We start from the raw sequence: 21,838 nt of genomic DNA, 5'->3' as shown, positions 1-21,838 counted from the left end.
ATTTTCTGACAAATATTTCTCAAATAAACTTCGAGTAATTTCTACCATTCAATCAATGAAAATAATTTCGATCAATCAACCAGTAAAAATCCACACAAGTTGTTCTTCATAATCTCTTAATGATCTTACTTAAAACCTCGTCAGTTTTAAGCTCCAACCCAACCACTTAACGTTTCGTTTCATGCATTGCGTTGGTGTGCTGAGTATTCTATACAGTTTCCGAACCAGTGCAAGAGCTTTTCTTAAAAATATTCAAAAAAGCGCATTGTACGTTTATTTTTTAATCTGAATTGCTATTTTTAGCAGTTTTAATGCTTTTTTCCAGTCACTTTTGGCCTGAAATTTTAAGCAAATGTGAATTTCGACTGGTTTAGTTTTTATTAAAAGGGATCGTTGCATACGATCCCTTTTAATATTGAACAATAAATTTTAATTTTCCTGCTCGCCAAGCCAATTCATAAATTTTTGTCGTTCAGCTTTAGATGCCTGCTTCCATAACTGAATTAATTGCTGATCAAGCTGACCAACTGATGCATTTTCCTGAACGTTTGCAGTAGCAATATTCGGTGTACTTGCAGTTTGAGTGTAGACCGCTGCCGGCTGATTTGTTGGAGTTATTACTTTATTCGTTGTCAAATCCACAGATTTTCCTAAAACGCTTTGCCCTAGTAATGGTTTCGCTGCATCTTTTGCTCCCGCCTGCTGAACCAGAAGCTGATTTTTTGCATCATATAAACCAATAATTGGCTGATCTTTATATTTTTTCGCTTCATCAAAATTTTTAGGCGCGTTAATTAAAGCCAATTTATAAGCTTCACCATCTTTAAGTTCTGGAGTTTTTACAGTTACTACGCCAGATTTTAAAATGTCATGAGAATTGTCATTGTGCTGGAAAAATTCAGTATAGCGAACACTAATCGCATTCGTACCAGCATCCAGTTTATAAGTTTGATCTGAGCGTAATAGACCTGAACGTACTTCCTGATCATTCACTGCGATTATCTTGATTTCTTCAGGTACGGTTAATGTCACGGCTGAAAAAGCTGATGTGCTGCTCAATAATGCAACTACAGCTGCTGTGATACGTAAATCCATGTCACTCACTCATTCTGGTTAATATATAAAATTTTCATTGCACTATGCCGTGTATAAATGACAATTCTATGACAAATGCTTTGTCTCTACAGTACTTTACTCAGCATTTATCAGACTATCTATCTTCTGATTTCTGCTATATCACACATAAAAAAAGAAGTACTTAACAGTACTTCTTTCTCATCTCTAAATCGATTATGCAAAGGTCTTAAATCGTTCTGCATCATCCATAAAGGTTTTTTCACCTGGAGGGGCTTCGATTGAACCAAATACCAATTGAGCACGAAGCTTCCAGTTCGATGGAATACTGAAAGTTTGCGCCACTTCTTCATCAATGATCGGATTGTAATGCTGTAGTGATGCACCAACATTATGTTCAGCCAAAGCTGTCCAGGTTGCAAACTGAGCGATACCGCTGGCATGCTCTGACCAGATCGGGAAATTATCTGCATACAGCGCAAATTTTTCTTGCATTCCTTTAATGACATTCTGGTCTTCATAAAACAGTGCAGTTCCATAACCTGCCGCAAAACCATCTATTTTGCTATTGGTAGCCTCAAAAGCATCTGCTGACACCAGGTCGCGTAAAGTTTCACGCACAATATGCCAGAAAGTATCATGTGATTGACCAAACAAAATCACCACGCGTGAGGATTGCGAGTTAAAAGATGATGGACTATGTTTCACCGCCTCTTTAATGATGTTCTCAATTTCTGCCTGATCCAGGCTGACATTTTTCCCAATGGCATAAATACTACGGCGTTTTTTAATATGATCTAGGAATGCCATGATCTCACCTCGTTCTATTCTGATTATTTAAAACCGATAAGATCATCTTAAGCATTTTCACTGCCTAAAACAGTCTTATTTCGATAACAATGTGTTTTATTTATAGAACATTCTCAGAGATGTTAAGGTTGATCCTTTGTATCAGTCACCTTAGCACATACTAATTTCAAGAATCACAGGTCTTAGCTAAATACCTGGAAGCTGTCTGGGTTTACAGACTCAATTTTATCTTCTATTGCTTCTTCAATTGAACCGAAACAGAGCTGAGCACGTAGCAACCAGTTTTCATCAATCTTAAAATGCTCAGCTACAGGGTGATTGATCTGCGCATTATAATGTTGCAAAGAAGTACCTAGACCAGCATCTGCCAGCGCAGTCCACGCAGCAAATTGTACCATGCCGGAAGTCTGCTCTGACCATAGTGGAAAATCATCAGCACTAAATGGAACTTTCTTCTGTAATTATTGAATGGCGCGCTGATCTTCATAGAATAAAATCGTACCATAGGCATTTGCACATTGATCCAGCTTGATTCTAATCCCCTCGTAGACCGATGCCGGCACATGCTGGCGTTGAACATCTTTCACAATGTTCCAGAATTGATGATGTGAATCGGCAAATAGCACGATAATGCGTGCACTTTGTGAATTATAGGCTGAAGGACAACTATGCACAGCTTCCTGAATCAGCTCGGTCAGATAAGCCTGACTGTAATGCACACGCTTACCTAGCTGATAGGTCCCACGGCACTTTTTTAATTTCTCAACAAAAGTGAATTCTAAATTTTCAACTGCTTTACTTTTTTTAGGAAATTTAAAATCCTTAGTCAGGTCAGTTGTTAATACCTGCCCAATTTTATTGAGTAATGCCATTTTCTACCCTCTACATATAGCCTGAACTTCAATCACCAGGAAAATCCCATACAATTATAATGGGTTTATTCAGGCAGGCAGGATTTGCTATTTTTTTATGCTGCTTTTTAGAGCATTCAAACTCCTTAAAAACAAAAAACTCCGCATTTAGCGGAGTTTATGTGACGCAAGTCGCATTAATTATTTTTCAGTTTCAAACAATGCAGCAACGAATGATTTTGCCGAGAATGGACGTAAGTCATCAATTTTCTCACCTACACCGATAAAGCGAATCGGTACATGGGTACGGCTGGCAATATTAAACAGCACACCACCTTTTGCAGTACCATCCAGCTTGGTAATGGTTAAACCCGTTAAACCTACTGCTTCATCAAACATTTCAACTTGATTAATGGCATTCTGTCCTGTACCGGCATCCACCACCAGCATCACTTCATGTGGCGCAGTCGCATCAATCTTCTGCATCACACGTTTAACTTTGGTCAATTCCTGCATCAGATGACCTTTGTTATGCAGACGGCCTGCAGTATCTGCAATTAAAACATCCACACCTTTGGCACGTGCACTTTCAAAAGCATCAAAAATGACTGAAGCAGAGTCAGCACCATGACCTTGGGCTACGACGGCGATATTGTTGCGTTCACCCCAGATCTGTAACTGCTCAGTTGCAGCAGCACGGAAAGTATCACCCGCAGCCAGCATGACTTTTTTACCTTCGCCTTGCAGACGTTTTGCGAGCTTGCCAATGGTCGTGGTTTTACCTACACCATTTACACCCACGACCAGAATTACATAAGGATTTTTGTTTGAATCGATATGCAGCGGTTTAACACGCGGAGCCAGCAGAGCCACCAGTTCTTCCTGAAGTGCTTTATACAGCGAGTGAGAATAAATCAGGTCACCGCGTGCGGTACGTTCAGTCAAATTGGCAATAATTGTTTTAGTTGCATCAACACCGATATCTGCAACCAAAAGCTGTTCTTCAACTTCTTCTAATAATTCATCGTCAATTTCTTTGCCACCAATCAGGATATTGACCATCCCATCGGCAAGATTTTTACGGGTTTTGGTTAAACCCTCTTTCATACGGCTAAAGAAACCGCCTTTTGTAGCAGGTTCTTCTTCCTGAGCTTCTGTCGCTACAGGTGCAGAAACTTCAGCAATTGTGCTTGGTGTTTCTACAATCGGCACATTAACCGCAGGTAAACTCGGTAATGTGACATCATCATCTCCGATATCAGCATCAATCAAAAATTTGTTTTGCCCATTAGATTGCTGTTGCATGCCGAATCCTTGAAAAGCATTGCGTTAAAAAATTGAATTCTAGCATAACTTGCAGTGTTTTGAGCGGGCAATCCAATCCATGAATAAACAACCAAAAAATAACAGTGTTTGGTTGCTTTCAATACAAGATTTCTGAAAAATAATCCTAAATACAAATATCTATTCATTGGAAGACTTTGTGTCCCTATCTTTTTTTGCTATCTCCTCCTTATCCAGAATCATTAAACAACGGATTTCTCCAGCCGCTGTACTCCTCCTGAGTTTCGGTTTTAACCCCGTACATGCCGCAACCCAGAGTGAATTATCCCGCACCACCATCGAAACATATTTAGGTAATGGCTTAAAAGTCATTATCCGGGAAGATCATCGCTCCCCGATGGTGATGACACAGATCTGGTATAAAGTCGGCAGTAGTGATGAGTCCGGCAATATTCTCGGTGTATCTCATGCTTTGGAACACATGATGTTTAAAGGCACAAGCAAGGTTCCCAATGATGAATTTACCCGGTTAAGCCGGATTTATGGCGGCAGTATTAATGCCGCAACCTTTACCAATTACACGAACTATTATCAGCTCTATCCCAAAGCCTATTTTCCGATGGCGCTAGAACTTGAATCTGACCGTATGAAAAACCTGTTGTTACGCCAGCAAGATTTTGATCCGGAAATTAAAGTGGTAATGGAAGAACGGCGTCAGCGTACTGATGATAATCCGCGTGCCCAGGCATTTGAACGCTTTAGATGGATCAGTTATCCCACCAGTCACTATCGTCAGCCCGTGATTGGTCACATGAAAACGCTTAATAATATTCAGCTGAGTGATGTTAAAAAATGGTATCGAGACTGGTATAGCCCGAATAATGCCATTCTGGTGATTGTCGGTGATTTAGATGTGCAAGAAGCTCTCGTTCAGGTACAGAAATATTTCGGTGATATTCCGGCGCGTCCCACACCCTCACGTAATGATGTACTCGAGTTTGAGCGCTTAGGCTATCGTCATATGGAAATTGAGAGCAATGTTCAGGTGCCTAATCTGTATATGACCTGGAATGTGAAATCTCTAGCTACCGCCAAGAATCCTCAAGATGCCTATGCTCTAACCATTATTCGCAGCCTGCTGGATAGTGGGATTTCTTCTCGGTTGCAGGATCGTCTGGTTCGCGACCGCAAAGTGCTTACTTCTGTGAGTGTATCCTATGATCCTTATAACCGTGGAGATAGCCTGTTTGGTATTTCCGCACTTCCGGCTCCAGGCGTTAACCTGGCAGAAGCACAAACGGCCATCCAGAAAGAAATTGATTTATTAAAAACTGAAGCTATTTCTGAGTATGAACTGGCACGGATCAGCACACGCTTTATTTCAAATCTGATTTATAGTCAGGACAGTCTGAGCGGACAGGCCAAAATGATTGGAAACCTTGAAGTAAACGGATTGAGTTACCGCCTGATGGATGAACTGCCTCAGCATTATGACAGTGCCCGTGCAGAGGATATTCAGCGGGTTGCTAATGCCTATTTTGTCCGTGAAAATTTAAGTACGCTCTACCTTTTGCCTGAACAGAAAGCTCAATAATGGTTATTACAATGTCTAAAGTTCGCTCTCTTATCCTTTTAACCAGCTTAAGCCTCAGTTCAAGCCTTTGGGCAGAAAATTATTTAGATACCCAACCTGATCTGAATGATAATCCCAGTCAGCTACAAGCGATCCCTCTCCTGCAAAGTTTAAAAAACATTAATCAAAAGCAGGCATTTCAAGCACCTTTTATTCATGACCTGAATAATCACTACAAAGTTCGCACTTTATTTGTTGAAACCCGTGATTTACCTATGGTCGATATTCAACTGACCTTTAATGCCGGATCAGCACGAGATCAGGAAATTGCTAAAGGTTTATTTGGCTTATCCAGCACAGCAGCCAAACTGATGCGCGAAGGAACAGATAAATATACGGCCGCACAGGTAGCTTCAGTCTTTGATGCCACAGGCGCACAATTTAGCGTACAGGCTTATCGCGATATGTTTGTCGTTCGCCTGCGAACTTTGTCAGATCCCAAGAAAATGGAACCTGCTTTGGGCATGATGATGGAAGTTCTCAAAAATGCTACATTCAAGCCTTCCAGTATTCAATTAGCACTCAGCAATACTCAAGTAGGACAAAAACAGCTTCAGGAAAATCCAAGCAAACTGATGGATATCCGGTTTTATCGGGCATTGTATGACCAACACCCTTATGCCGAACCCATTACCGGCACGATTGGCAGTACCAAAAAAATCACAGCAGATTTACTGAAAAAATTTCGTGATCAGTTTCTGGTGGCACAAAACATGAATATTGCCATTACCGGCAAACTCAGTCCTAAACAGGCACTGGGACTTTCTGAACGAATTGCAGGCAATTTGCCTCAAGGACACAAAGCAGTTGCATTAGCTAATCCTGAGGAAAAATCGGGTTTTGATATTGTGCATTTGCCTTATAACTCATCCCAAGCACATGTGACCTTCGGCCACTTAGGACCAAACCGTTTTACTGAAGATCGGCTTGCTCTGGAAGTAGCCAACTGCATGTTTGGTGGTAGCGGCTTTAATGCAGTACTGATGCAGGAATTAAGGGTAAAACGTGGCTATACCTATGGTGCCTATAGTACATTCAGCTTTAGTCAGGCACCCGGTATATTTAGCTTCCGTTATTCCACTAGACAAGATCAATTACTGGATAGCATTCAGGTCGCACATCAAGCTTTTATCAACTTTGTAAATCAGCCAATTGATACTAAGCGCCTGGAAGAAACCAAGGCCGGGATGTTAAGAGCATTTCCGAATAATTACAGCAGCAATGCCACGATCAATGCCCAGTTAGGCACGATGGGCTTTTATGCAGAGCAAGCCGACTATCTATCACGCTATCCAGAACGTCTAGCCAAAATTACCGCAGCAGATGTGCAAAATGCCGTGCGCAAACATCTGCATCCAGAACGCTTGACACTGGTCGTGGTAAGTCAAGAATTAGATAAAGAAGCATTAAAACTACGATTGGAACAGAACCTGTTAGATCCTTCTACACCACTGCCGAATACGATTCCAATACCTAAGGCATCTCCACAGAAACCGGCGGAAGCTGACGAGCCCGTAGAGATTCCTGTTGATACGCCTGCATCAATTTAAGATATTGACCGCGATGGATGCGTTGCTGTTGCAGCAAAGTTTGAGCCATATCCTGTGTTTGGGGTAAGCTCTGCTGTTCTGCAAGTTGCTGAAGTAAATTAAATTGAGAAGTCGTCAGTGGACGATAAATGGCAAATGTAGCCAGACATAAAATTAATGCCACAATAAAAATAACAACCGCATTATAAATTTGTTCAAGCTTAATTTTATTCAGAAAATTGCTTAATTTTTTGCTATCTATAGCCATACACTACCTCAAGTTGCAGCTAGTGTATGGCTGGGCCCCATGAAGTTCAAGTCAAAGATTGAATGACCAGTATAAATACACATCTCGATATGACTATAAATCGGTTAGGATTTCAACAATTCGTACACACTCCAGGCAATGACCATAGCCACCAGACCTAAAACCAGTAAAATTGCAAACTTGCTTAAGCCGGCTTCTGCTTCAGGTGGATGCAGTCGATCTTCATCTGCAATTCGGACCAATTCATCATTATAGTGACTATAAAACTCTGCACGCTGGGTTTCGTCCAGAGCGCGGGTAAAATCATAAACTTCTTTACGTTGAGCCAGACTGTAATCACCTAGATGGGTATATTTGTCATAAATTGCCTCATCCAGTTTTTTACGGTGTACATGCGCCAATTCTGTAATCTGACTGGCTGTTGGGGGCATATCAAAACTGAGCCCTTCAAGAGTTCTTTGCATCATGTTGTTCTCCTTTTCTTTTGTTCTATTGTTAAAATCTATACCAACCAAACTTCCAAGTGTGTATAGTTTGATCGTACAAACTATAAATTAAGTAAACAGGAAAGCTGATATAGTTGACTTTTCCATTATTCTGTAATATTAGTTTAATAATACTAAGTTATATTTGTATTTAGACTTAAAAGTCTATCCGAAATCATAATTAAAATTAAGGAGTTTTTATATTATGCAGAATATCTCTCAACATGATTTGGAACATCTGTATGCAGATGCAGTGAATACCATTCAATCGCAAATGAACTTTGTCGATGCAGTAAAACAATTAGAAGATGCAGCGCGCGCCGGTCACGGTAAAGCAGCTCTCTTTTTAGCTGAACTGTATTATCAGGGTTTTCGTGTAGAACGAGATTCACTCAAAGCACAATACTGGCAGAACATGGCCACCATGCAAGCCTGAAGAAACGTCACCTCGGTGACGTTTTTTTATGCCATTTTTTCGAAATACTGCAATTAAGACATAATTTATTACGATTGCTTGCAAAGCTGAAACAGTAATTTCACTGGAACTTTCTAGAATAGAGCTGAACTCTAATAGCACTTTATTTTAACGACAATGCGAAAAATTATTCAATACGACCCGATTTGTAAAAACTTTCTTTTGAGGCTGACCATCCTCAAATCTATGATGTATTGCGGCGTTTTGTGGGGCGTCTATCATCAGGGTTGGGCGATGATGCGTGATCAGGAAGATTATATTTTTCCATTCTGGCTTAATTCTCTGGATGCCAAAAATTATGCCAAGGAACATTGGCCAGGTTATGTACCCCGTAGAATCAACCCGGAAGATTTCGAAAACAACTTGTTACCTACACTGTCCCGACTAGCCGTGACACCTACTTTATGTAGCGGCAATGGCACTAAACTAAAATTATCCATTCCACAGATGCGTCACCTGTTTTTTTCACAACAAAGACTGCACTTTGCCTAAAAACATGTTATTTATAAAGACATAAAATAGACACCTAGAGATGTTCAGCTGGATACATACTCTAGGACTAATAATAATTAGATAAAAAGGACTCAATAGAATGACCAACGTAGCACAAGTGCTCGGTGATAAAGTACATCAGGCAGTTTATACCATCCGTCCAGACTCTACAGTTTTAGAAGCAATTAGCCTGATGGCAGAAAAAGGAATCGGGGCGCTGGTCGTTACCCACGAAGACAGTGTGGTCGGCATTTTGTCAGAGCGTGATTACACCCGTAAAATCGCATTGATGCAAAGAACCTCTTTTGATACCACGGTCAATGAAATTATGACACCTAAAGTCATAACCGTGACTTCTGCAACTTCTGTTGAAGACTGCTTAGCATTAATGACTGACCGCCATTTACGCCACTTACCTGTAGTTGAAAATGACAAACTGATTGGCCTGATTTCGATTGGTGACTTGGTCAAAGCTGCAATGGAAGATCAACGTAAGCTGATTGATCAGTTACAACAGTATATTTCAGGCTAAAATTCTTTCTTAGTTAAATACGTAAATTAAGATTCAAACTCAAAATGTCATTACAAACAAATGACAATGTCATATCAAAACCAGATTAGATATAAAAAATCCCAGCCTTAAGACTGGGATTTTTTGATTATTAGATCAAATTAAAGACCGAGTTTCTCTGCGACATAGTCAGAGTCTTTATCACCACGACCTGAAAGATTCACTACAATCTTAGTCTCTTTAGGCAGTTTACCCGCTTCACGAATTGCCCAAGCCACTGCATGTGAACTTTCTAATGCTGGCACAATTCCCTCAACGCGTGACAGGGTCATAAAGGCATCCAGACACTCCTGATCTGTTGCTGTAGTGTATTCCACACGACCTAGATCTTTCAGCAGGCTGTGCTGTGGCCCTACGCCTGGATAATCCAGCCCAGAAGCAATCGAATGCACAGGTAAAGGCTCACCCTGCTCATCTTCGAGTACATAACAGGCCATACCATGCAACTGGCTTGGTTTACCCAAAGTCAGCGTTGCGGAATGCTTATCAGTATTTAAGCCATGACCTGCAGGCTCTACCCCCACCAGTTTCACTTCTGGATCATTCAGGAATGCCGTGAATGCCCCCATGGCATTTGAACCACCACCCACACATGCCACCACAAAGTCTGGGTTTGCACCGAAGCGTTCATTGGTTTGAACCTTGATTTCATCGCCAATAATGGACTGGAAATCACGCACCATCATTGGGAATGGATGCGGTCCTACCACCGAACCAATCGCATAGATATAGTTTTTCGGATCTTTCAAGTATTCTTCAAAAGCACTGTCGACTGCATCTTTAAGGGTCGCAGTACCACGCGTCACAGAAATCAGCTTAGCACCCAAGATTTTCATCTTTACGACGTTTGGATGTTCTTTTTCGATATCCACCTGGCCCATATGAATTTCACATGGAATACCCACCAAAGCACATGCAGTAGCCAATGCTACACCATGCTGACCTGCACCGGTTTCTGCAATGACTTTGGTTTTACCCATATATTTCGCCAGCAGTGCTTCACCCAGGCAGTGATTGATTTTATGTGCACCGGTATGATTCAGGTCTTCACGTTTTAAATAGATCTGTGCTCCACCTAACTGGTCAGAAAGGCGTTTAGCATGAAACAAAGGGCTAGGACGGCCGACATAGTTAGCAAACAGGTCTTTTAATTCATTTTGAAATTCTTCAGTTTGACGGATTTCCTGATAGGCAACATTGATGTCATCCATGGCCTGTTTTAGATCCGGTGGAATGAACTGACCGCCATATTGACCAAAGAAACCCTCTTCATTGGGCAACGCAATACCATTAATTTGATGAGCCATAATAATTCCTGATTATTGGAATAAGGTATAACAAGTGACTTTATACTAGAATAATTCGTTTTAAAGCACTAATAACTATAGATAAAGTCACTTATAGATAAATGGAATCAACGCGCCAGATATTTGGTCATATCCTCAATACCTTTTAAGGTCATTGGAAACATATGATCTTCAAAGATTTGCTTAATCAGGCCAATAGTATGCGTGTAATGCCAGTATTTTTCTTCTTCAGGATTGAGCCAAGCGGTTTTATCAAAATGCTGACGCAGACGCTGTAACCAGACCTGTCCTGCCTCATCATTCATATATTCGACCGAACCACCGACGGAGTTCAACTCATAGGGTGCCATGCTGGCATCACCCACTACAATCACCCGGTAATCCCGTCCATAGGTATTGAACAGATCCCAGGTATTCATGCGCGAGCTGGAACGACGGACATTATCTTTCCAGACATAGTCGTATAGACAATTATGGAAATAGAAATATTCCAGAGTCTTAAATTCGGTCTTAGCGGCGCTAAACAGTTTTTCACACTGAGCGATATGCGCATCCATTGATCCACCGATATCAAACAGCATTAGTACTTTAATACGGTTACGACGCTCCGGCACCAATTGCACATCCAGAATCCCCTGTTTGGCGGTTTCACGAATAGTACTATCAATGTCCAGTTCTTCAGCCGCACCCTGACGAGCGAACTTACGCAAACGGCGCAGTGCCATCTGCATATGACGACTACCAAGAATCTGATCATCATCCAGATTACGGTATTGACGCTGTTCCCAGACTTTGACGGCGGAACGTTTACGCCCCGGCCCGCCAATGCGCACACCTTCAGGATGATCACCATAGGCACCAAATGGCGATGTGCCACCAGTACCAATCATCTTATTCCCGCCCTGATGTTTTTTATGCTGTTCGCGCAAGCGTTCTTCCAGCATTTTCATCAGTTCTTCCAGCGATCCGGCTTTTTTCAGTTCTTCACGCTGTTCAGGGGTTAAGTGCTTTTCCAGAAGTTCCAGATCAAACCAGTCTTTGGGTAGTTTATGCACCTGATTCAGCAGTTCATCCAGATCAAAAGTCGCGATACCATCAAAGTAATCTTTCATGGCGCGATCGAACTTGTCGAAGTAGCGCTCGTCTTTGACCATCACAGTTTTAGCAAGCTGATAGAACTCGCCCTGATCAGCAAAAACCACGCCTGCCGCCACCGCTTGATTCAGATCAATCAGCTCACGGGTGGAAACTGGTACGCCATATTTTCTGAGGGTATAAAACAATCGCACAAACATGCGTGTTTCTCCCTTAGCGACGCGACATAAAGGCTAGACGTTCAAGCAGTTGTACATCCTGCTCATTTTTGATCAGCGCGCCGTACAAAGGCGGAATCGCTTTGGACTTGTCGGTATTTCTTAAAATGTCTTCCGGCATATCATCTGCCATGAGTAGGCTTAGCCAGTCGATCAGTTCTGAAGTTGAAGGTGGTTTTTTCAAGCCTGGAATCTGACGTAACTTGAAGAAGACTTGCAGAGCTTCATTCACCAGCGTTGCTGAAATATTCTCAAAATGCACATCGATAATTTCACGCATGGTCGCTTCATCCGGAAACTCGATATAGTGGAAGAAACAACGGCGCAAGAAAGCATCTGGAAGCTCTTTCTCGTTATTTGAAGTGATGATGACAATCGGACGCTGGGTAGCAGTAATGGTTTCACCCGTTTCATAAACGAAGAAAGACATCTTGTCGAGTTCATGCAGCAAGTCATTTGGGAACTCGATATCTGCTTTATCGATCTCATCAATCAGCAATACACAGCGTTCTTCACTGGTAAATGCTTCCCAGAGTTTACCCGGCTTGATGTAGTTCTTGATGTCATAAACGCGATCATCACCTAACTGACTATCACGTAAGCGTGATACCGCATCATATTCATACAGGCCCTGCTGTGCCTTGGTCGTTGATTTGATATGCCAGGTAATCAGCTTCAGTCCAAGGCTTTGTGCCACCTGTTCAGCCAACAAGGTTTTACCTGTACCCGGCTCACCTTTAACCAGCAAGGGTTTTTGCAAACTACGCGCAGCTTTCACAGCTAGTTTTAAACTGTCAGTGGCAATGTACTGATCCGTACCTGAGAATTGTTGAATATCAGCAGACATGATTGAACCTTATTTTTCTATTTACAGCGGTGAACTTTTCTTGTTTGACTCAAGACCCGTTTTACTGGATGCATAGGTCGACCAGCAATAGCCAATCACAGACCCGATACCAATGACAAATAAAATAAGTGACGCATTAATCCAAACGAGTTCATATTCCTTGGTCAGAATACCAAACAGCAGCCCGAAAATAGCAGGTGCAACTGAAGCATTACTGCCTTCAGAAACGGTTGGGGTTAATAGCACGGCAAAGGCTAGCAACCATAAAAAACCGCCCATTGCCTTTGGCATGCGCTTGGTCACGCCATACCAGCAGGCTAACGCAATCAGACTGCCCAGCAGATACACTGCAAACGCAATACTCTGGTCAGGAATTGAGTCCAATACAGCTACAAAACCATTCATTTCACAACTCCTGAACTGAGCTTAAGCCCCACGAAGACCTTCTGGCGCTGGCGCATTCGGGTTAATCAAACCTTCTGGTGGCATTTGCAGGAAGAAACCACGAGTAGAAATTGAATCCATCACATGTAAAACATTGGCACGTGCCAGTTTACGCGATTCACTCAATTCAAGATGCATGACAAAAGTCGCACGACCAAAAGCAACACGTACCGGTTCAGCCAATACCTCTAGTGGTTCAAATGTTTCGGCTTCGTTCTCATCTGCAGGACGCGCCACATAAAGATACATTTCATCTTTTTTGCTAGATTTGTAGATAGACACTTGCATGTTTCAAACGACTTTTCTGAAAAAACAATCGCAAGGATACATCAAAAAAACGACAGAAACATTAGCCGCTTCAAATGCATCAGTCGTGATTTTGTATAATTGCTTTATCTTTAATCAATCCAGTAAAAATCACTCAACCACTTTCATCTGTGTCGACAGATAAGACTCATCCTGATGCAATACCTTAATTAGCGGCAGAGTTAATAACTCATAGCGCCAGCCAAGCAAGTAGTTTGGCAGATCCTGTTCATCCTTATGACATACCACATGCTGATATAAGGCATTCAGCCATTTCTTGCGCATCAGCACTTCTTTGGGTACAGAGATCTCATTGGATATATTCTGAATCATTGTTTCAACCTTCTCGCCAATCTCTCTGGATGAATGGCGGATTGGACGTGCCAGACGTAATGGCCAGTCGGCCTGATCAGGTAGGAATTTCAACAGATCAAGAATAGTCTTGCCATGTTCACGGACAATATTGGCCCGGATGTCTTTCATCTGACTGAGCTGGAAATTATTGCGCGGGAATTTCTCTACCAGATCAATCATGGTCGAGTTTTTCAGAATAAAACTACGCGGTTGATTCAATGCCTTGGCAATCTGCTCACGCCATACAGCCAGTTGTTGTAACTGCATTAATTGACGGCGTGAATGGCGATAATTACCGACGTCCTGATAAAGCAAGGCAGTCGGTGTTTCTTCACCAATTTCATGGGTCAAAAAACGGCAATCTTCAAGAGCGAAATCGAGCAGATACTTGCTTTCCAGATCCTGTTTGACTTTATCCGACAGTTGCACCAGATAATGCACATCATTGGCTGCATACAGCAACTGCTCAGAGCTTAAAGGCCGTGCCAGCCAGTTAGAGCGGGTCTGATCTTTTTCAATATCGACATCCAGCATCTGTTTCAAGGCATTCTGATAGCTGACCTGCAAACCATGTCCGAGGAATGACATGCCGACCTGTGTATCAAAGACATTGCTCAGGGCTTTTTTCTGGGTGTAATGATAAATCAGGTCAATATCTTCACTGCAGGCATGGAAAATATTCTGTTGAGCATTAAAAATCTTATTCAGAAATTCACTCAGATCCAGTGTTGTTCCATCCAGCAAATAGACATTGTTATTGACATTGATTTGAAAAACACCAAGTTTTGGCCACAAGGTGTCTACCTTAATGAATTCTGTATCCAGGCCATAGACCGGATTTTGATCCATAAGATTCAGGACATGATTTAAGTCGTGCTGATGTTGAATAAATTGAAACATAAAGACTGAGTCTAAAATTAGATGCTCGATGAAGCTATATTACCCGATATATAGAATTTTTATATAAAAATATGACAACCAAATCACACTTTTTGTTCCATATTTTTCGAATATAGCTTATCTAGTTTATATTTTTAATAATATTTTTTTATATTATATATTAAGAGAATATAATTAATATTTCACTTAATTCGCATCCGGTTATGCACTGCCTGACTCAACGTATGACTATCGACATACTCCAGTTCTCCGCCTTGAGGCACCCCTTGAGCGATACGCGTCATTTGCACAGGTAAATGTTTACTGGCTTCAACCAGATAATGTGCAGTTGCCTGTCCTTCGACAGTCGCATTGGTGGCCAGAATCACTTCCTTGATCTGTCCCTGACTTAAGCGTTGCAGTAAATACGGAATACCGATTTCTTCAGGCCCGATTCCATCTAGAGGTGACAGATGACCACCCAGAACATGATATTTACCGCGGAAACTGCCGCTTTGCTCAATTGCCATGACATCTGCCGGTGATTCTACTACACAAAGCAGTTCATCATCACGCTCAAGTGAGGTACAGATATTACAGACTTCATCTTCTGTCAATGAATGGCAGATCGAGCATTCATGAATGTGATCGGTTGCTTCAGTTAAGGCATGTGCCAGACCGATCGCCCCTTCACGATTTTTCATGATTAAATGCAAAGCCATACGCTGGGCCGATTTCGGCCCAACGCTTGGCAAAATGCGTAATGCTTGAACCAGTTGATCAAAACGATCACTAAACATTGCGCATACTTCCTTAGAATAAACCAGCCAGACCAGGTGGTAAGCCCATACCTGAGTTTGCAGATTTCATTTTCTCTTCAGAGATCGCTTCTGCTTGACGCGCTGCATCATTCATCGCTGCTGCAATTAGATCTTCGATCATATCTGGATCGTCCTGTAACAGTTCAGGATTGATTTCGATACGTTTCACCACATTGCGGCAAGTCATGGTAACTTTCACCAGACCGCCACCAGCCTCAGCATGCACTTCAGTTTGCGCAAGCTCTTCTTTGGCTTTTTTCATGTTGTTTTCGACTTCTTTTTGCATGCGCTGTGCTTGCTGCATCAACATATTAATGTTCATAAAGATCTCCGAACATATATTTATAAAATTAGATTAGATCTAAACCGCGTGTAATGTCGCGAATAATATCATCAATCTCTTCCAAACCAACAGAAACGCGAATTAAACCTTCACGAATACCCGCTGCTGCTTTGGCTTCTGGAGACAATTTACCATGCGTCGTAGTTGCCGGATGAGTAATCGTTGATTTCACATCACCCAGGTTACCGGTGATTGAAATGAACTGGGTATTGTCAATTACTTTCCAGGCACCTTCACGACCGCCTTTCACTTCGAAAGATACGATACCACCGAAACCGGTTTGTTGTTTTGCTGCCAGTTCATGACCAACATGTTCAGGCAAACCCGCATAGTAAACTTTTTCTACTTTCGGATGTGCATTTAAGAACTCTGCCAGTTTTTGTGCATTAGCAGAATGTTCACGCATACGTAAGCGTAAAGTTTCCAGACCTTTCAGGAATACCCAGGCATTAAACGGGCTCATAGAAGGACCGGTAGTACGTACATAACCAAAAATTTCTTCAAGCAGTTTGTGGTTACCTGCCACAGCGCCACCGAGTGCACGACCCTGGCCATCCAGATATTTAGTCGCAGAATATACGACTAAGTCTGCACCAAATTTGAGTGGTTGTTGTAACACTGGTGTACAGAAGCTGTTGTCAATCGCGAGCAATGCATCATTGGCATGTGCAATATCTGCCAAAGCCTGAATATCTGCCACTTCAGCCAGTGGGTTTGACGGAGATTCAACAAAAAGTAACTTGGTTTCTGGCTTGATGGCATTTTTCCATGCATCCAGATCCGTCAGATCGACAAACTCAACTGCGACACCAAATTTAGCCACGTATTTTTCAAATAAAGAAACTGTTGAACCAAATACGGCGCGTGAACAGATGACATGATCGCCTGCTTTCAGGTAAGCCATCGCTACTGCCATAATCGCAGCCATACCAGAGCTGGTCGCAACAGCGCGTTCTGCGCCTTCTAAGGCAGCCAGACGCTTTTCAAACATGGCAACAGTTGGATTAGTAAAGCGAGAGTAAATATTACCCGGCTCCTGGCCTGAAAATTTCGCTGCGGCTTCAGCCGCATTTTCATAAACAAATGACGATGTTAGAAAAATCGGTTCACCATGCTCACCCTCGAAGCTGCGGGTGTGACCGGTACGGATGGCTAAAGTTTCTAATTGATAGTTAAAATCGTCTTGCTGGCTCATCACTTTACTTCAGCCCAAAGGCTGCCTTTTGTAAAAAATTGCCAACATTTTGAGCGTCTAAGCTATTTCAGGTCAAGGCATAATAAGCAATTATTGCTTAGACTTCGACCAATTCTCCTTTGTATACGGATAAATTATTTACATGATTCAGTTAAAACAAAATATTCAACGCCAGAAGAAAAAATTAAAACACCTGAATGCACGGTTATTTAACTCGTCTTCCCTGATTCTTTCGCAAAAAACGCCCTTTGAATATATTGCTGCGACTGAGTTCTGCAAAATTCGCTATTATGCAGCGCCTGAAAAAAAGTACCGTGAGCCGTTAGTCTTTGTTGCCCCTCTTGCGATTAATATGGATATTTATGATCTGTATCCTTACCGTTCACTAGTCAAGCATTTTCAGCATAGCGGTTTTGATGTCTATTTAGTGGAATGGAAACGTTTCCGTTATAAACACCGTCACTTGAATTTCCTGTCTTTTATCGACGGCGCGATTCCTCAGGCTATTGAACGAATCTGCTCGCATTCAGGCAGTCAGTTTATTTCCTTGCATGGCTGGAGTATGGCTGGAATTTTTGTCACGCTTTATACTGCGCTACATTCCCCTGAACATGTTAAAAACCTGATTGTACTGGGTAGCCCGATTGACAGTTATGCATCCGGTCGCGTTGGCAAGCTTTTTAGCACCACCAACAAGCTCATTTCCAAAAATAAAACCCTGCAACAGGCGATTCACCAAGGATTGATTCCTAAGGAATATATTCATTCGCCCGGCATCATCAATGCATTGGGATTTAAGCTCCTTGATCCGATTGGCTGGTTTAAAAGCCAGAAGCAGTTTTTGATGAACCTGGAAAATGTTGAAGATGTCTATGAACATGCCACCATGGGCAATTTTTTGAACAAGATGATTGATTATCCGGGTGGAATCAATCAGGACATGGTGCTGCACTTATGGCTGCAAAATCCTTTAAAAAATGGCTCAATGACTTTAAACGGCCGAACGATTGACCTAAAAAATATTAACTGTTCCTTACTGGTCGGGGCTGGGAAAACCGATCAGATTGTTACAGAACAGTCAGCTAAACCTTTGATGGAATTGACAAGTAGTACCGATAAGACGTTTACTCTTATCCCGGGTGGTCATCTTGGACTGATGTCCAATCAGAAAACAGCCAATACATTCTGGCCGAAACTGACCACCTGGCTGGCACAACGCTCAACCCGGATAGATGCTTAATTCCGGAAGAGCCGGCAATTTTCAGGTATTTATTATTTTATTCAGAGGGTATGACATGATTCAGTCAGTGGCATTTATTGGTTTAGGCGCAATGGGTTATCGCATGGCAGCGCATTTACCCAAGCATTTTGAGACAGTTTATGTCTGGAACCGTACTTTTGCCAAGGCTGAAGAACATGCTGCTGAATATGGCACCCAAGCTGTCGCTTTAGAACAGGCAGTTCAGGCAGATATTATTTTTTCCTGCCTGCCGACCAGTGCCGATGTTGAAGCATTAGTCCAAGGCCTCAGCCTTAAAGCTGGCAGTATCTGGGTAGACTGTACCAGCGGTGTTCCTGACGCTGCCCGACGCTTAGAAGAAGCACTTGCTGAACAGGGTGTGATTTTCCTGGATGCGCCTGTGAGTGGCCAGACCATTGGTGCGGAAAATGGCACATTGACTGTGATGGTCGGCGGTAATGCGGAAGGCTTTGAAAAAGCCCTGCCAGCGATGCAGGCGTTTGGCAAATTGATCAAGCATGTGGGCACATCAGGTGCCGGCTTTGCGGTAAAAGCGGTAAATAATATGTTACTGGCTGTAAACCTGTGTGCAGCAGCAGAAGGCTTTACCACACTGAAAGCGCACGGCGTTGACCTGAATGAAGCGCTGGATTGTATCAATGCATCAAGCGGTAAAAGCAATGTGACTGAAACCGTTTTACCACAGCGTGTTTTGAACCGTAGCTTCCCTGTTACCTTTGCCCTGCCTCTTTTAGCCAAAGATACAGGCATTGCACTTGATCTTGCGCGCGATGCCAAACTGGCAGTACCACTTCTCGCTTTAGGTCAAAGTCTGGTGCAAGCTGCTAGCAATCTGTCGGATAAAAATAGTGACTTTTCCAGTGCTGTAAAAATGTATGAATCATGGAGTAATATTACCATTGAGTAATATCTCGCCATTGAATAATAATAAACAAACCTAATATTGTGACTATAGACTAGCCACATGCAGTGATACTGAGGAAACTCTTATGAATAAGTTATTTGTTGCAGCACTCGTCGGTTCTGCAACTTTGTTTGGGGCTTCAACATCGGTTCTTGCATCTGAACAGGAATGCAAAAAATTGAAAAATGACCATGATGTCATTTATGCATCAAAAGGTTTCTGTTTCAAGGATCCTGAAGCAAAAGCAAAGTTTAATGACAATTGCTACACAACCAAGCCAAAATTTTCAGAAAAAGAGCAGCAACGTCTTGACGCGATCAAAGAACGTCAGAAAGAATTGAACTGTAAATAATACAATTCAATTCTGCTCAAGGAATGCACTTATGACTTACGATGACCAAAATATTTTTGCACGAATTCTGCGTGGTGAACTTCCAGCAATTAAAGTGTATGAAGATGACCGAGTTCTTGCATTTATGGACATCATGCCACAGGCCGATGGTCATACTCTGGTCATTCCTAAAACTCCAGCAATTACCTTGCTTGACCTGGATCCTGAAGTTGCAGCCTATACCATTCAGGTGGTGCAAAAAATTGCCAAAGCGATTGAAAAAGGTTTAGGTGTAGATGGCATTGTACTCATGCAGCTCTCTGGCGCTGCGGCGGGTCAGACTGTTCCGCATGTTCATTTCCATCTGGTACCTACCTCTTTGCACAATCTCGGCAAACATGCTGCACAAATGGGTGATCAGGAAAAAATCAAACAACTGGCAGAGAAAATTAAAGCTGCTCTTTAATTCATTCTTCGTCCTTAAAAATGGAGCTTCGGCTCCATTTTTTATGCCTTATTTTTCATTTTTTATCACCATTCATAAATACAGTATTCCTCTTAAATGACTTTATTAAAACCGCATTACTCATCTACTGGATCAGCGTTAACTAAAGCAAAAAAATCCTGCACAGAATCTTAAAAATTAAAATTGCTCCCTTTTTAGATTTCATAGATCTGCAATATTTCCTTAACCATACTGACTTATTCATCCTCAATACTGAGCACCAATACAGGATGGTAGCCAAGACCGAGCTACTGCATACACCTCAAAAGACCTAAAAAAGTCTGATTGGAGCTTTATATGAAAAAATCACTTTGCATTTTCGCAATTGGGGCAAGCGTTTTTACACCGCTCATGGCAGTCGCTGCTGATGTCAAAGTCTATGGACGTGCACATGTGTCTTTAGATTATCTAGATGATGGCCAAGATTATAATGAAGTTGGAATTTCCTCCAATGCATCACGCCTTGGATTTAAAGCTGAACAGACACTTGAAAATGGCATGACCGTATTTGGCCAGATTGAGCAGGAAATTAACTTTGCCAGTGGCTCTGCAAATGATGATGTCGAGTTTGCTACTCGCGATACCTTCGTCGGTTTAAAAGGTGATTTCGGTCAGGCAAGGATCGGCCGTTTCGATAGTCCATTTAAAGTGGCACGCAGTCCAGTTAACTTCTTTGGAGATATGGTCGGCGATGTACGTAACGTGACCCGTGTAGGGAATCTGCGTTTTGATGAACGTAATGCCAATAGCATTGAATATAAATCACCAAAATTCGGCAATGGATTTAATGTTCTGGGTGCACTTTCCCTACATGAAGCCAACAGCCCGGATGCATCTAAGGATGGTGAAAAAGATAAAGATAAGGCTTATGACGTTGCCCTTACCTACCAAAAAGATAAAGTTGATTTTGCAGCGGCATATGAACATTATGAAGAAGAAGCCAGTCGTGGTGAACGTGATGGTTTCCGGATTGCAGGTGCCTACAAAATCACGCCAGACTTGAAACTCGGTGGTCTGTATCAGTTCCTTCAGCATGACAATACCGAAGTTAATCCTGATGCTCAGGTCTTTGGCATCGCAGGTGAATATAAATTAGCAGCCAAGACCTCATTGCGTGGACAGGTCTTTCACCGTGATGTAGATGCCGATGATGCCAATGCTACTTTACTGGCGATTGGAATTGAACATCGTCTTGACCCAGCAGTCCGCATCTACAGCAATCTGGCCAGTGTATTAAATGATGAAAACTCAAATCTGACACCTTGGGCACAAGGCCGTAGCAATGCAGTGGCTGGCGCACGTGGTGAAGACAGCTTCGGACTATCGGTCGGTATGCGTTACGACTTCTGAAGCCCTCCCCAATTTCATATTAGAAAAGAGCCTGCCTGATGCGGGTTCTTTTTTATTTTTTAATTAATCCCGACTATTTTAATTAACCCGAATCGCGGATAAAAAATTGACTTGAAAAATAAGAGGACTAGAGCCATCAGTTGAGTTACCACACAAAACTTAAAACTCTAGTCCCGATGTTTAATAGTACCGAATTATTTTGCGTA

The 21,838-nt window shown here is 42.1% G+C and carries 24 protein-coding genes and 1 pseudogene; 10 read left to right on the top strand and 15 right to left on the bottom strand.

Annotation, left to right across the window (positions count from 1 at the left end):
* Window positions 1-429: 429 nt before the first annotated feature.
* The 4 genes and pseudogenes from FTV13_RS14500 to ftsY form a co-directional block, all read right to left on the bottom strand.
* The gene (locus tag FTV13_RS14500; RefSeq protein WP_166134835.1) at window positions 430-1,095 is read right to left on the bottom strand and encodes a DUF2057 domain-containing protein; all 666 of its coding nucleotides are present in this window, start codon (window positions 1,093-1,095) and stop codon (window positions 430-432) included.
* 195 nt (window positions 1,096-1,290) lie between these two features.
* Window positions 1,291-1,884 carry a nitroreductase family protein gene (locus FTV13_RS14495; RefSeq protein ID WP_179992990.1) on the bottom strand — a complete coding sequence of 198 codons (594 nt, stop codon included), beginning with the start codon at window positions 1,882-1,884 and terminating at the stop codon, window positions 1,291-1,293.
* A 182-nt stretch (window positions 1,885-2,066) separates the two neighbouring features.
* Window positions 2,067-2,756 (bottom strand): annotated as a pseudogene (locus tag FTV13_RS14490) (nitroreductase family protein).
* A gap of 180 nt (window positions 2,757-2,936) precedes the next feature.
* The gene (gene ftsY, locus FTV13_RS14485) at window positions 2,937-4,040 is read right to left on the bottom strand and encodes a signal recognition particle-docking protein FtsY (protein WP_179992991.1); all 1,104 of its coding nucleotides are present in this window, start codon (window positions 4,038-4,040) and stop codon (window positions 2,937-2,939) included.
* Window positions 4,041-4,272: 232 nt separating this feature from the next.
* Here ftsY and FTV13_RS14480 point away from each other — a divergent pair, with 232 nt between their 5' ends.
* Together FTV13_RS14480 and FTV13_RS14475 are read left to right on the top strand one after the other, a co-directional pair.
* Entirely contained in the window at window positions 4,273-5,613 is a 1,341-nt protein-coding gene (locus FTV13_RS14480) for a M16 family metallopeptidase (protein ID WP_373687239.1), read from the top strand.
* Between the two features lie 11 nt (window positions 5,614-5,624).
* Entirely contained in the window at window positions 5,625-7,202 is a 1,578-nt protein-coding gene (locus FTV13_RS14475) for a pitrilysin family protein (RefSeq protein WP_180012399.1), read from the top strand.
* Here FTV13_RS14475 and FTV13_RS14470 read toward each other — a convergent pair.
* Window positions 7,126-7,449 carry a hypothetical protein gene (locus tag FTV13_RS14470; RefSeq protein WP_179992994.1) on the bottom strand — a complete coding sequence of 108 codons (324 nt, stop codon included), beginning with the start codon at window positions 7,447-7,449 and terminating at the stop codon, window positions 7,126-7,128. The genes FTV13_RS14475 and FTV13_RS14470 overlap by 77 nt on opposite strands.
* A gap of 104 nt (window positions 7,450-7,553) precedes the next feature.
* A complete protein-coding gene (locus FTV13_RS14465; protein ID WP_081402667.1) occupies window positions 7,554-7,916 on the bottom strand; it encodes a hypothetical protein in 363 nt (120 codons plus the stop codon).
* Between the two features lie 220 nt (window positions 7,917-8,136).
* Between FTV13_RS14465 and FTV13_RS14460 the strand changes: the two genes are divergently transcribed.
* From FTV13_RS14460 to FTV13_RS14450, 3 genes are all read left to right on the top strand, one after another.
* The gene (locus FTV13_RS14460; protein WP_034171084.1) at window positions 8,137-8,370 is read left to right on the top strand and encodes a hypothetical protein; all 234 of its coding nucleotides are present in this window, start codon (window positions 8,137-8,139) and stop codon (window positions 8,368-8,370) included.
* A 156-nt stretch (window positions 8,371-8,526) separates the two neighbouring features.
* Window positions 8,527-8,901 carry a DUF2750 domain-containing protein gene (locus FTV13_RS14455; RefSeq protein WP_034171083.1) on the top strand — a complete coding sequence of 125 codons (375 nt, stop codon included), beginning with the start codon at window positions 8,527-8,529 and terminating at the stop codon, window positions 8,899-8,901.
* A 100-nt stretch (window positions 8,902-9,001) separates the two neighbouring features.
* Window positions 9,002-9,433: a CBS domain-containing protein gene (locus FTV13_RS14450; protein WP_125279146.1), complete on the top strand. Its 432-nt coding sequence runs from the start codon at window positions 9,002-9,004 to the stop codon at window positions 9,431-9,433.
* A gap of 140 nt (window positions 9,434-9,573) precedes the next feature.
* Here the strand turns inward: FTV13_RS14450 and trpB are convergent, their stop codons facing one another.
* The 9 genes from trpB to FTV13_RS14405 form a co-directional block, all read right to left on the bottom strand.
* On the bottom strand, window positions 9,574-10,779 hold the full coding sequence (gene trpB, locus FTV13_RS14445) for a tryptophan synthase subunit beta (RefSeq protein ID WP_179992995.1): 1,206 nt from the start codon (window positions 10,777-10,779) through the stop codon (window positions 9,574-9,576).
* A 107-nt stretch (window positions 10,780-10,886) separates the two neighbouring features.
* A complete protein-coding gene (locus FTV13_RS14440) occupies window positions 10,887-12,074 on the bottom strand; it encodes a VWA domain-containing protein (protein WP_180012397.1) in 1,188 nt (395 codons plus the stop codon).
* Window positions 12,075-12,087: 13 nt separating this feature from the next.
* Complete coding sequence (locus FTV13_RS14435; protein ID WP_104426039.1) at window positions 12,088-12,939, bottom strand: MoxR family ATPase; 852 nt, start codon at window positions 12,937-12,939, stop codon at window positions 12,088-12,090.
* A gap of 21 nt (window positions 12,940-12,960) precedes the next feature.
* Entirely contained in the window at window positions 12,961-13,344 is a 384-nt protein-coding gene (locus tag FTV13_RS14430; RefSeq protein WP_159124440.1) for a hypothetical protein, read from the bottom strand.
* Between the two features lie 21 nt (window positions 13,345-13,365).
* Window positions 13,366-13,671, bottom strand: coding sequence for a YcgL domain-containing protein (locus FTV13_RS14425; RefSeq protein ID WP_004783715.1), 306 nt, complete (start codon window positions 13,669-13,671; stop codon window positions 13,366-13,368).
* A gap of 129 nt (window positions 13,672-13,800) precedes the next feature.
* On the bottom strand, window positions 13,801-14,943 hold the full coding sequence (locus tag FTV13_RS14420; protein WP_005235921.1) for an HRDC domain-containing protein: 1,143 nt from the start codon (window positions 14,941-14,943) through the stop codon (window positions 13,801-13,803).
* Window positions 14,944-15,125: 182 nt separating this feature from the next.
* Window positions 15,126-15,722, bottom strand: a complete 597-nt coding sequence (gene recR / locus FTV13_RS14415) for a recombination mediator RecR (RefSeq protein WP_125279141.1) — start codon at window positions 15,720-15,722, stop codon at window positions 15,126-15,128.
* Window positions 15,723-15,735: 13 nt separating this feature from the next.
* Entirely contained in the window at window positions 15,736-16,065 is a 330-nt protein-coding gene (locus FTV13_RS14410) for a YbaB/EbfC family nucleoid-associated protein (protein ID WP_125279140.1), read from the bottom strand.
* A 28-nt stretch (window positions 16,066-16,093) separates the two neighbouring features.
* On the bottom strand, window positions 16,094-17,281 hold the full coding sequence (locus FTV13_RS14405; protein WP_180012395.1) for an O-succinylhomoserine sulfhydrylase: 1,188 nt from the start codon (window positions 17,279-17,281) through the stop codon (window positions 16,094-16,096).
* A 142-nt stretch (window positions 17,282-17,423) separates the two neighbouring features.
* Between FTV13_RS14405 and FTV13_RS14400 the strand changes: the two genes are divergently transcribed.
* The 5 genes from FTV13_RS14400 (at window position 17,424) to FTV13_RS14380 (ending at window position 21,632) form a co-directional block, all read left to right on the top strand.
* Window positions 17,424-18,521: an alpha/beta fold hydrolase gene (locus tag FTV13_RS14400; protein ID WP_034171075.1), complete on the top strand. Its 1,098-nt coding sequence runs from the start codon at window positions 17,424-17,426 to the stop codon at window positions 18,519-18,521.
* Between the two features lie 55 nt (window positions 18,522-18,576).
* Complete coding sequence (locus FTV13_RS14395; protein WP_166134859.1) at window positions 18,577-19,449, top strand: NAD(P)-dependent oxidoreductase; 873 nt, start codon at window positions 18,577-18,579, stop codon at window positions 19,447-19,449.
* Window positions 19,450-19,531: 82 nt separating this feature from the next.
* The gene (locus FTV13_RS14390; protein ID WP_159124442.1) at window positions 19,532-19,798 is read left to right on the top strand and encodes a YARHG domain-containing protein; all 267 of its coding nucleotides are present in this window, start codon (window positions 19,532-19,534) and stop codon (window positions 19,796-19,798) included.
* Window positions 19,799-19,829: 31 nt separating this feature from the next.
* The gene (locus FTV13_RS14385; protein ID WP_159124443.1) at window positions 19,830-20,243 is read left to right on the top strand and encodes an HIT family protein; all 414 of its coding nucleotides are present in this window, start codon (window positions 19,830-19,832) and stop codon (window positions 20,241-20,243) included.
* Window positions 20,244-20,579: 336 nt separating this feature from the next.
* Window positions 20,580-21,632, top strand: a complete 1,053-nt coding sequence (locus tag FTV13_RS14380) for a porin (protein WP_180012393.1) — start codon at window positions 20,580-20,582, stop codon at window positions 21,630-21,632.
* Window positions 21,633-21,838: the final 206 nt, after the last annotated feature.

It is taken from the genome of Acinetobacter sp. YH12235 (assembly GCF_013417705.1).
GTDB lineage: Bacteria > Pseudomonadota > Gammaproteobacteria > Pseudomonadales > Moraxellaceae > Acinetobacter.
The sequence above is the reverse complement of the archived record's forward strand: the minus strand, read 5'-3'. Positions and strand labels throughout refer to the sequence as shown.

Coding starts and splice junctions, on each gene's coding strand:
- FTV13_RS14470 (WP_179992994.1), bottom strand. CDS start 7,449: ATGGCTATAGATAGCAAAAAATTAAGCAATTTTCTGAATAAAATTAAG.
- FTV13_RS14500 (WP_166134835.1), bottom strand. CDS start 1,095: ATGGATTTACGTATCACAGCAGCTGTAGTTGCATTATTGAGCAGCACA.
- FTV13_RS14380 (WP_180012393.1), top strand. CDS start 20,580: ATGAAAAAATCACTTTGCATTTTCGCAATTGGGGCAAGCGTTTTTACA.
- FTV13_RS14405 (WP_180012395.1), bottom strand. CDS start 17,281: ATGAGCCAGCAAGACGATTTTAACTATCAATTAGAAACTTTAGCCATC.
- ftsY (WP_179992991.1), bottom strand. CDS start 4,040: ATGCAACAGCAATCTAATGGGCAAAACAAATTTTTGATTGATGCTGAT.
- FTV13_RS14390 (WP_159124442.1), top strand. CDS start 19,532: ATGAATAAGTTATTTGTTGCAGCACTCGTCGGTTCTGCAACTTTGTTT.
- FTV13_RS14410 (WP_125279140.1), bottom strand. CDS start 16,065: ATGAACATTAATATGTTGATGCAGCAAGCACAGCGCATGCAAAAAGAA.
- FTV13_RS14395 (WP_166134859.1), top strand. CDS start 18,577: ATGATTCAGTCAGTGGCATTTATTGGTTTAGGCGCAATGGGTTATCGC.
- FTV13_RS14420 (WP_005235921.1), bottom strand. CDS start 14,943: ATGTTTCAATTTATTCAACATCAGCACGACTTAAATCATGTCCTGAAT.
- FTV13_RS14430 (WP_159124440.1), bottom strand. CDS start 13,344: ATGAATGGTTTTGTAGCTGTATTGGACTCAATTCCTGACCAGAGTATT.
- recR (WP_125279141.1), bottom strand. CDS start 15,722: ATGTTTAGTGATCGTTTTGATCAACTGGTTCAAGCATTACGCATTTTG.
- FTV13_RS14465 (WP_081402667.1), bottom strand. CDS start 7,916: ATGATGCAAAGAACTCTTGAAGGGCTCAGTTTTGATATGCCCCCAACA.
- FTV13_RS14450 (WP_125279146.1), top strand. CDS start 9,002: ATGACCAACGTAGCACAAGTGCTCGGTGATAAAGTACATCAGGCAGTT.
- FTV13_RS14440 (WP_180012397.1), bottom strand. CDS start 12,074: ATGTTTGTGCGATTGTTTTATACCCTCAGAAAATATGGCGTACCAGTT.
- FTV13_RS14425 (WP_004783715.1), bottom strand. CDS start 13,671: ATGCAAGTGTCTATCTACAAATCTAGCAAAAAAGATGAAATGTATCTT.
- FTV13_RS14495 (WP_179992990.1), bottom strand. CDS start 1,884: ATGGCATTCCTAGATCATATTAAAAAACGCCGTAGTATTTATGCCATT.
- FTV13_RS14435 (WP_104426039.1), bottom strand. CDS start 12,939: ATGTCTGCTGATATTCAACAATTCTCAGGTACGGATCAGTACATTGCC.
- trpB (WP_179992995.1), bottom strand. CDS start 10,779: ATGGCTCATCAAATTAATGGTATTGCGTTGCCCAATGAAGAGGGTTTC.
- FTV13_RS14455 (WP_034171083.1), top strand. CDS start 8,527: ATGCGAAAAATTATTCAATACGACCCGATTTGTAAAAACTTTCTTTTG.
- FTV13_RS14475 (WP_180012399.1), top strand. CDS start 5,625: ATGTCTAAAGTTCGCTCTCTTATCCTTTTAACCAGCTTAAGCCTCAGT.
- FTV13_RS14400 (WP_034171075.1), top strand. CDS start 17,424: ATGATTCAGTTAAAACAAAATATTCAACGCCAGAAGAAAAAATTAAAA.
- FTV13_RS14385 (WP_159124443.1), top strand. CDS start 19,830: ATGACTTACGATGACCAAAATATTTTTGCACGAATTCTGCGTGGTGAA.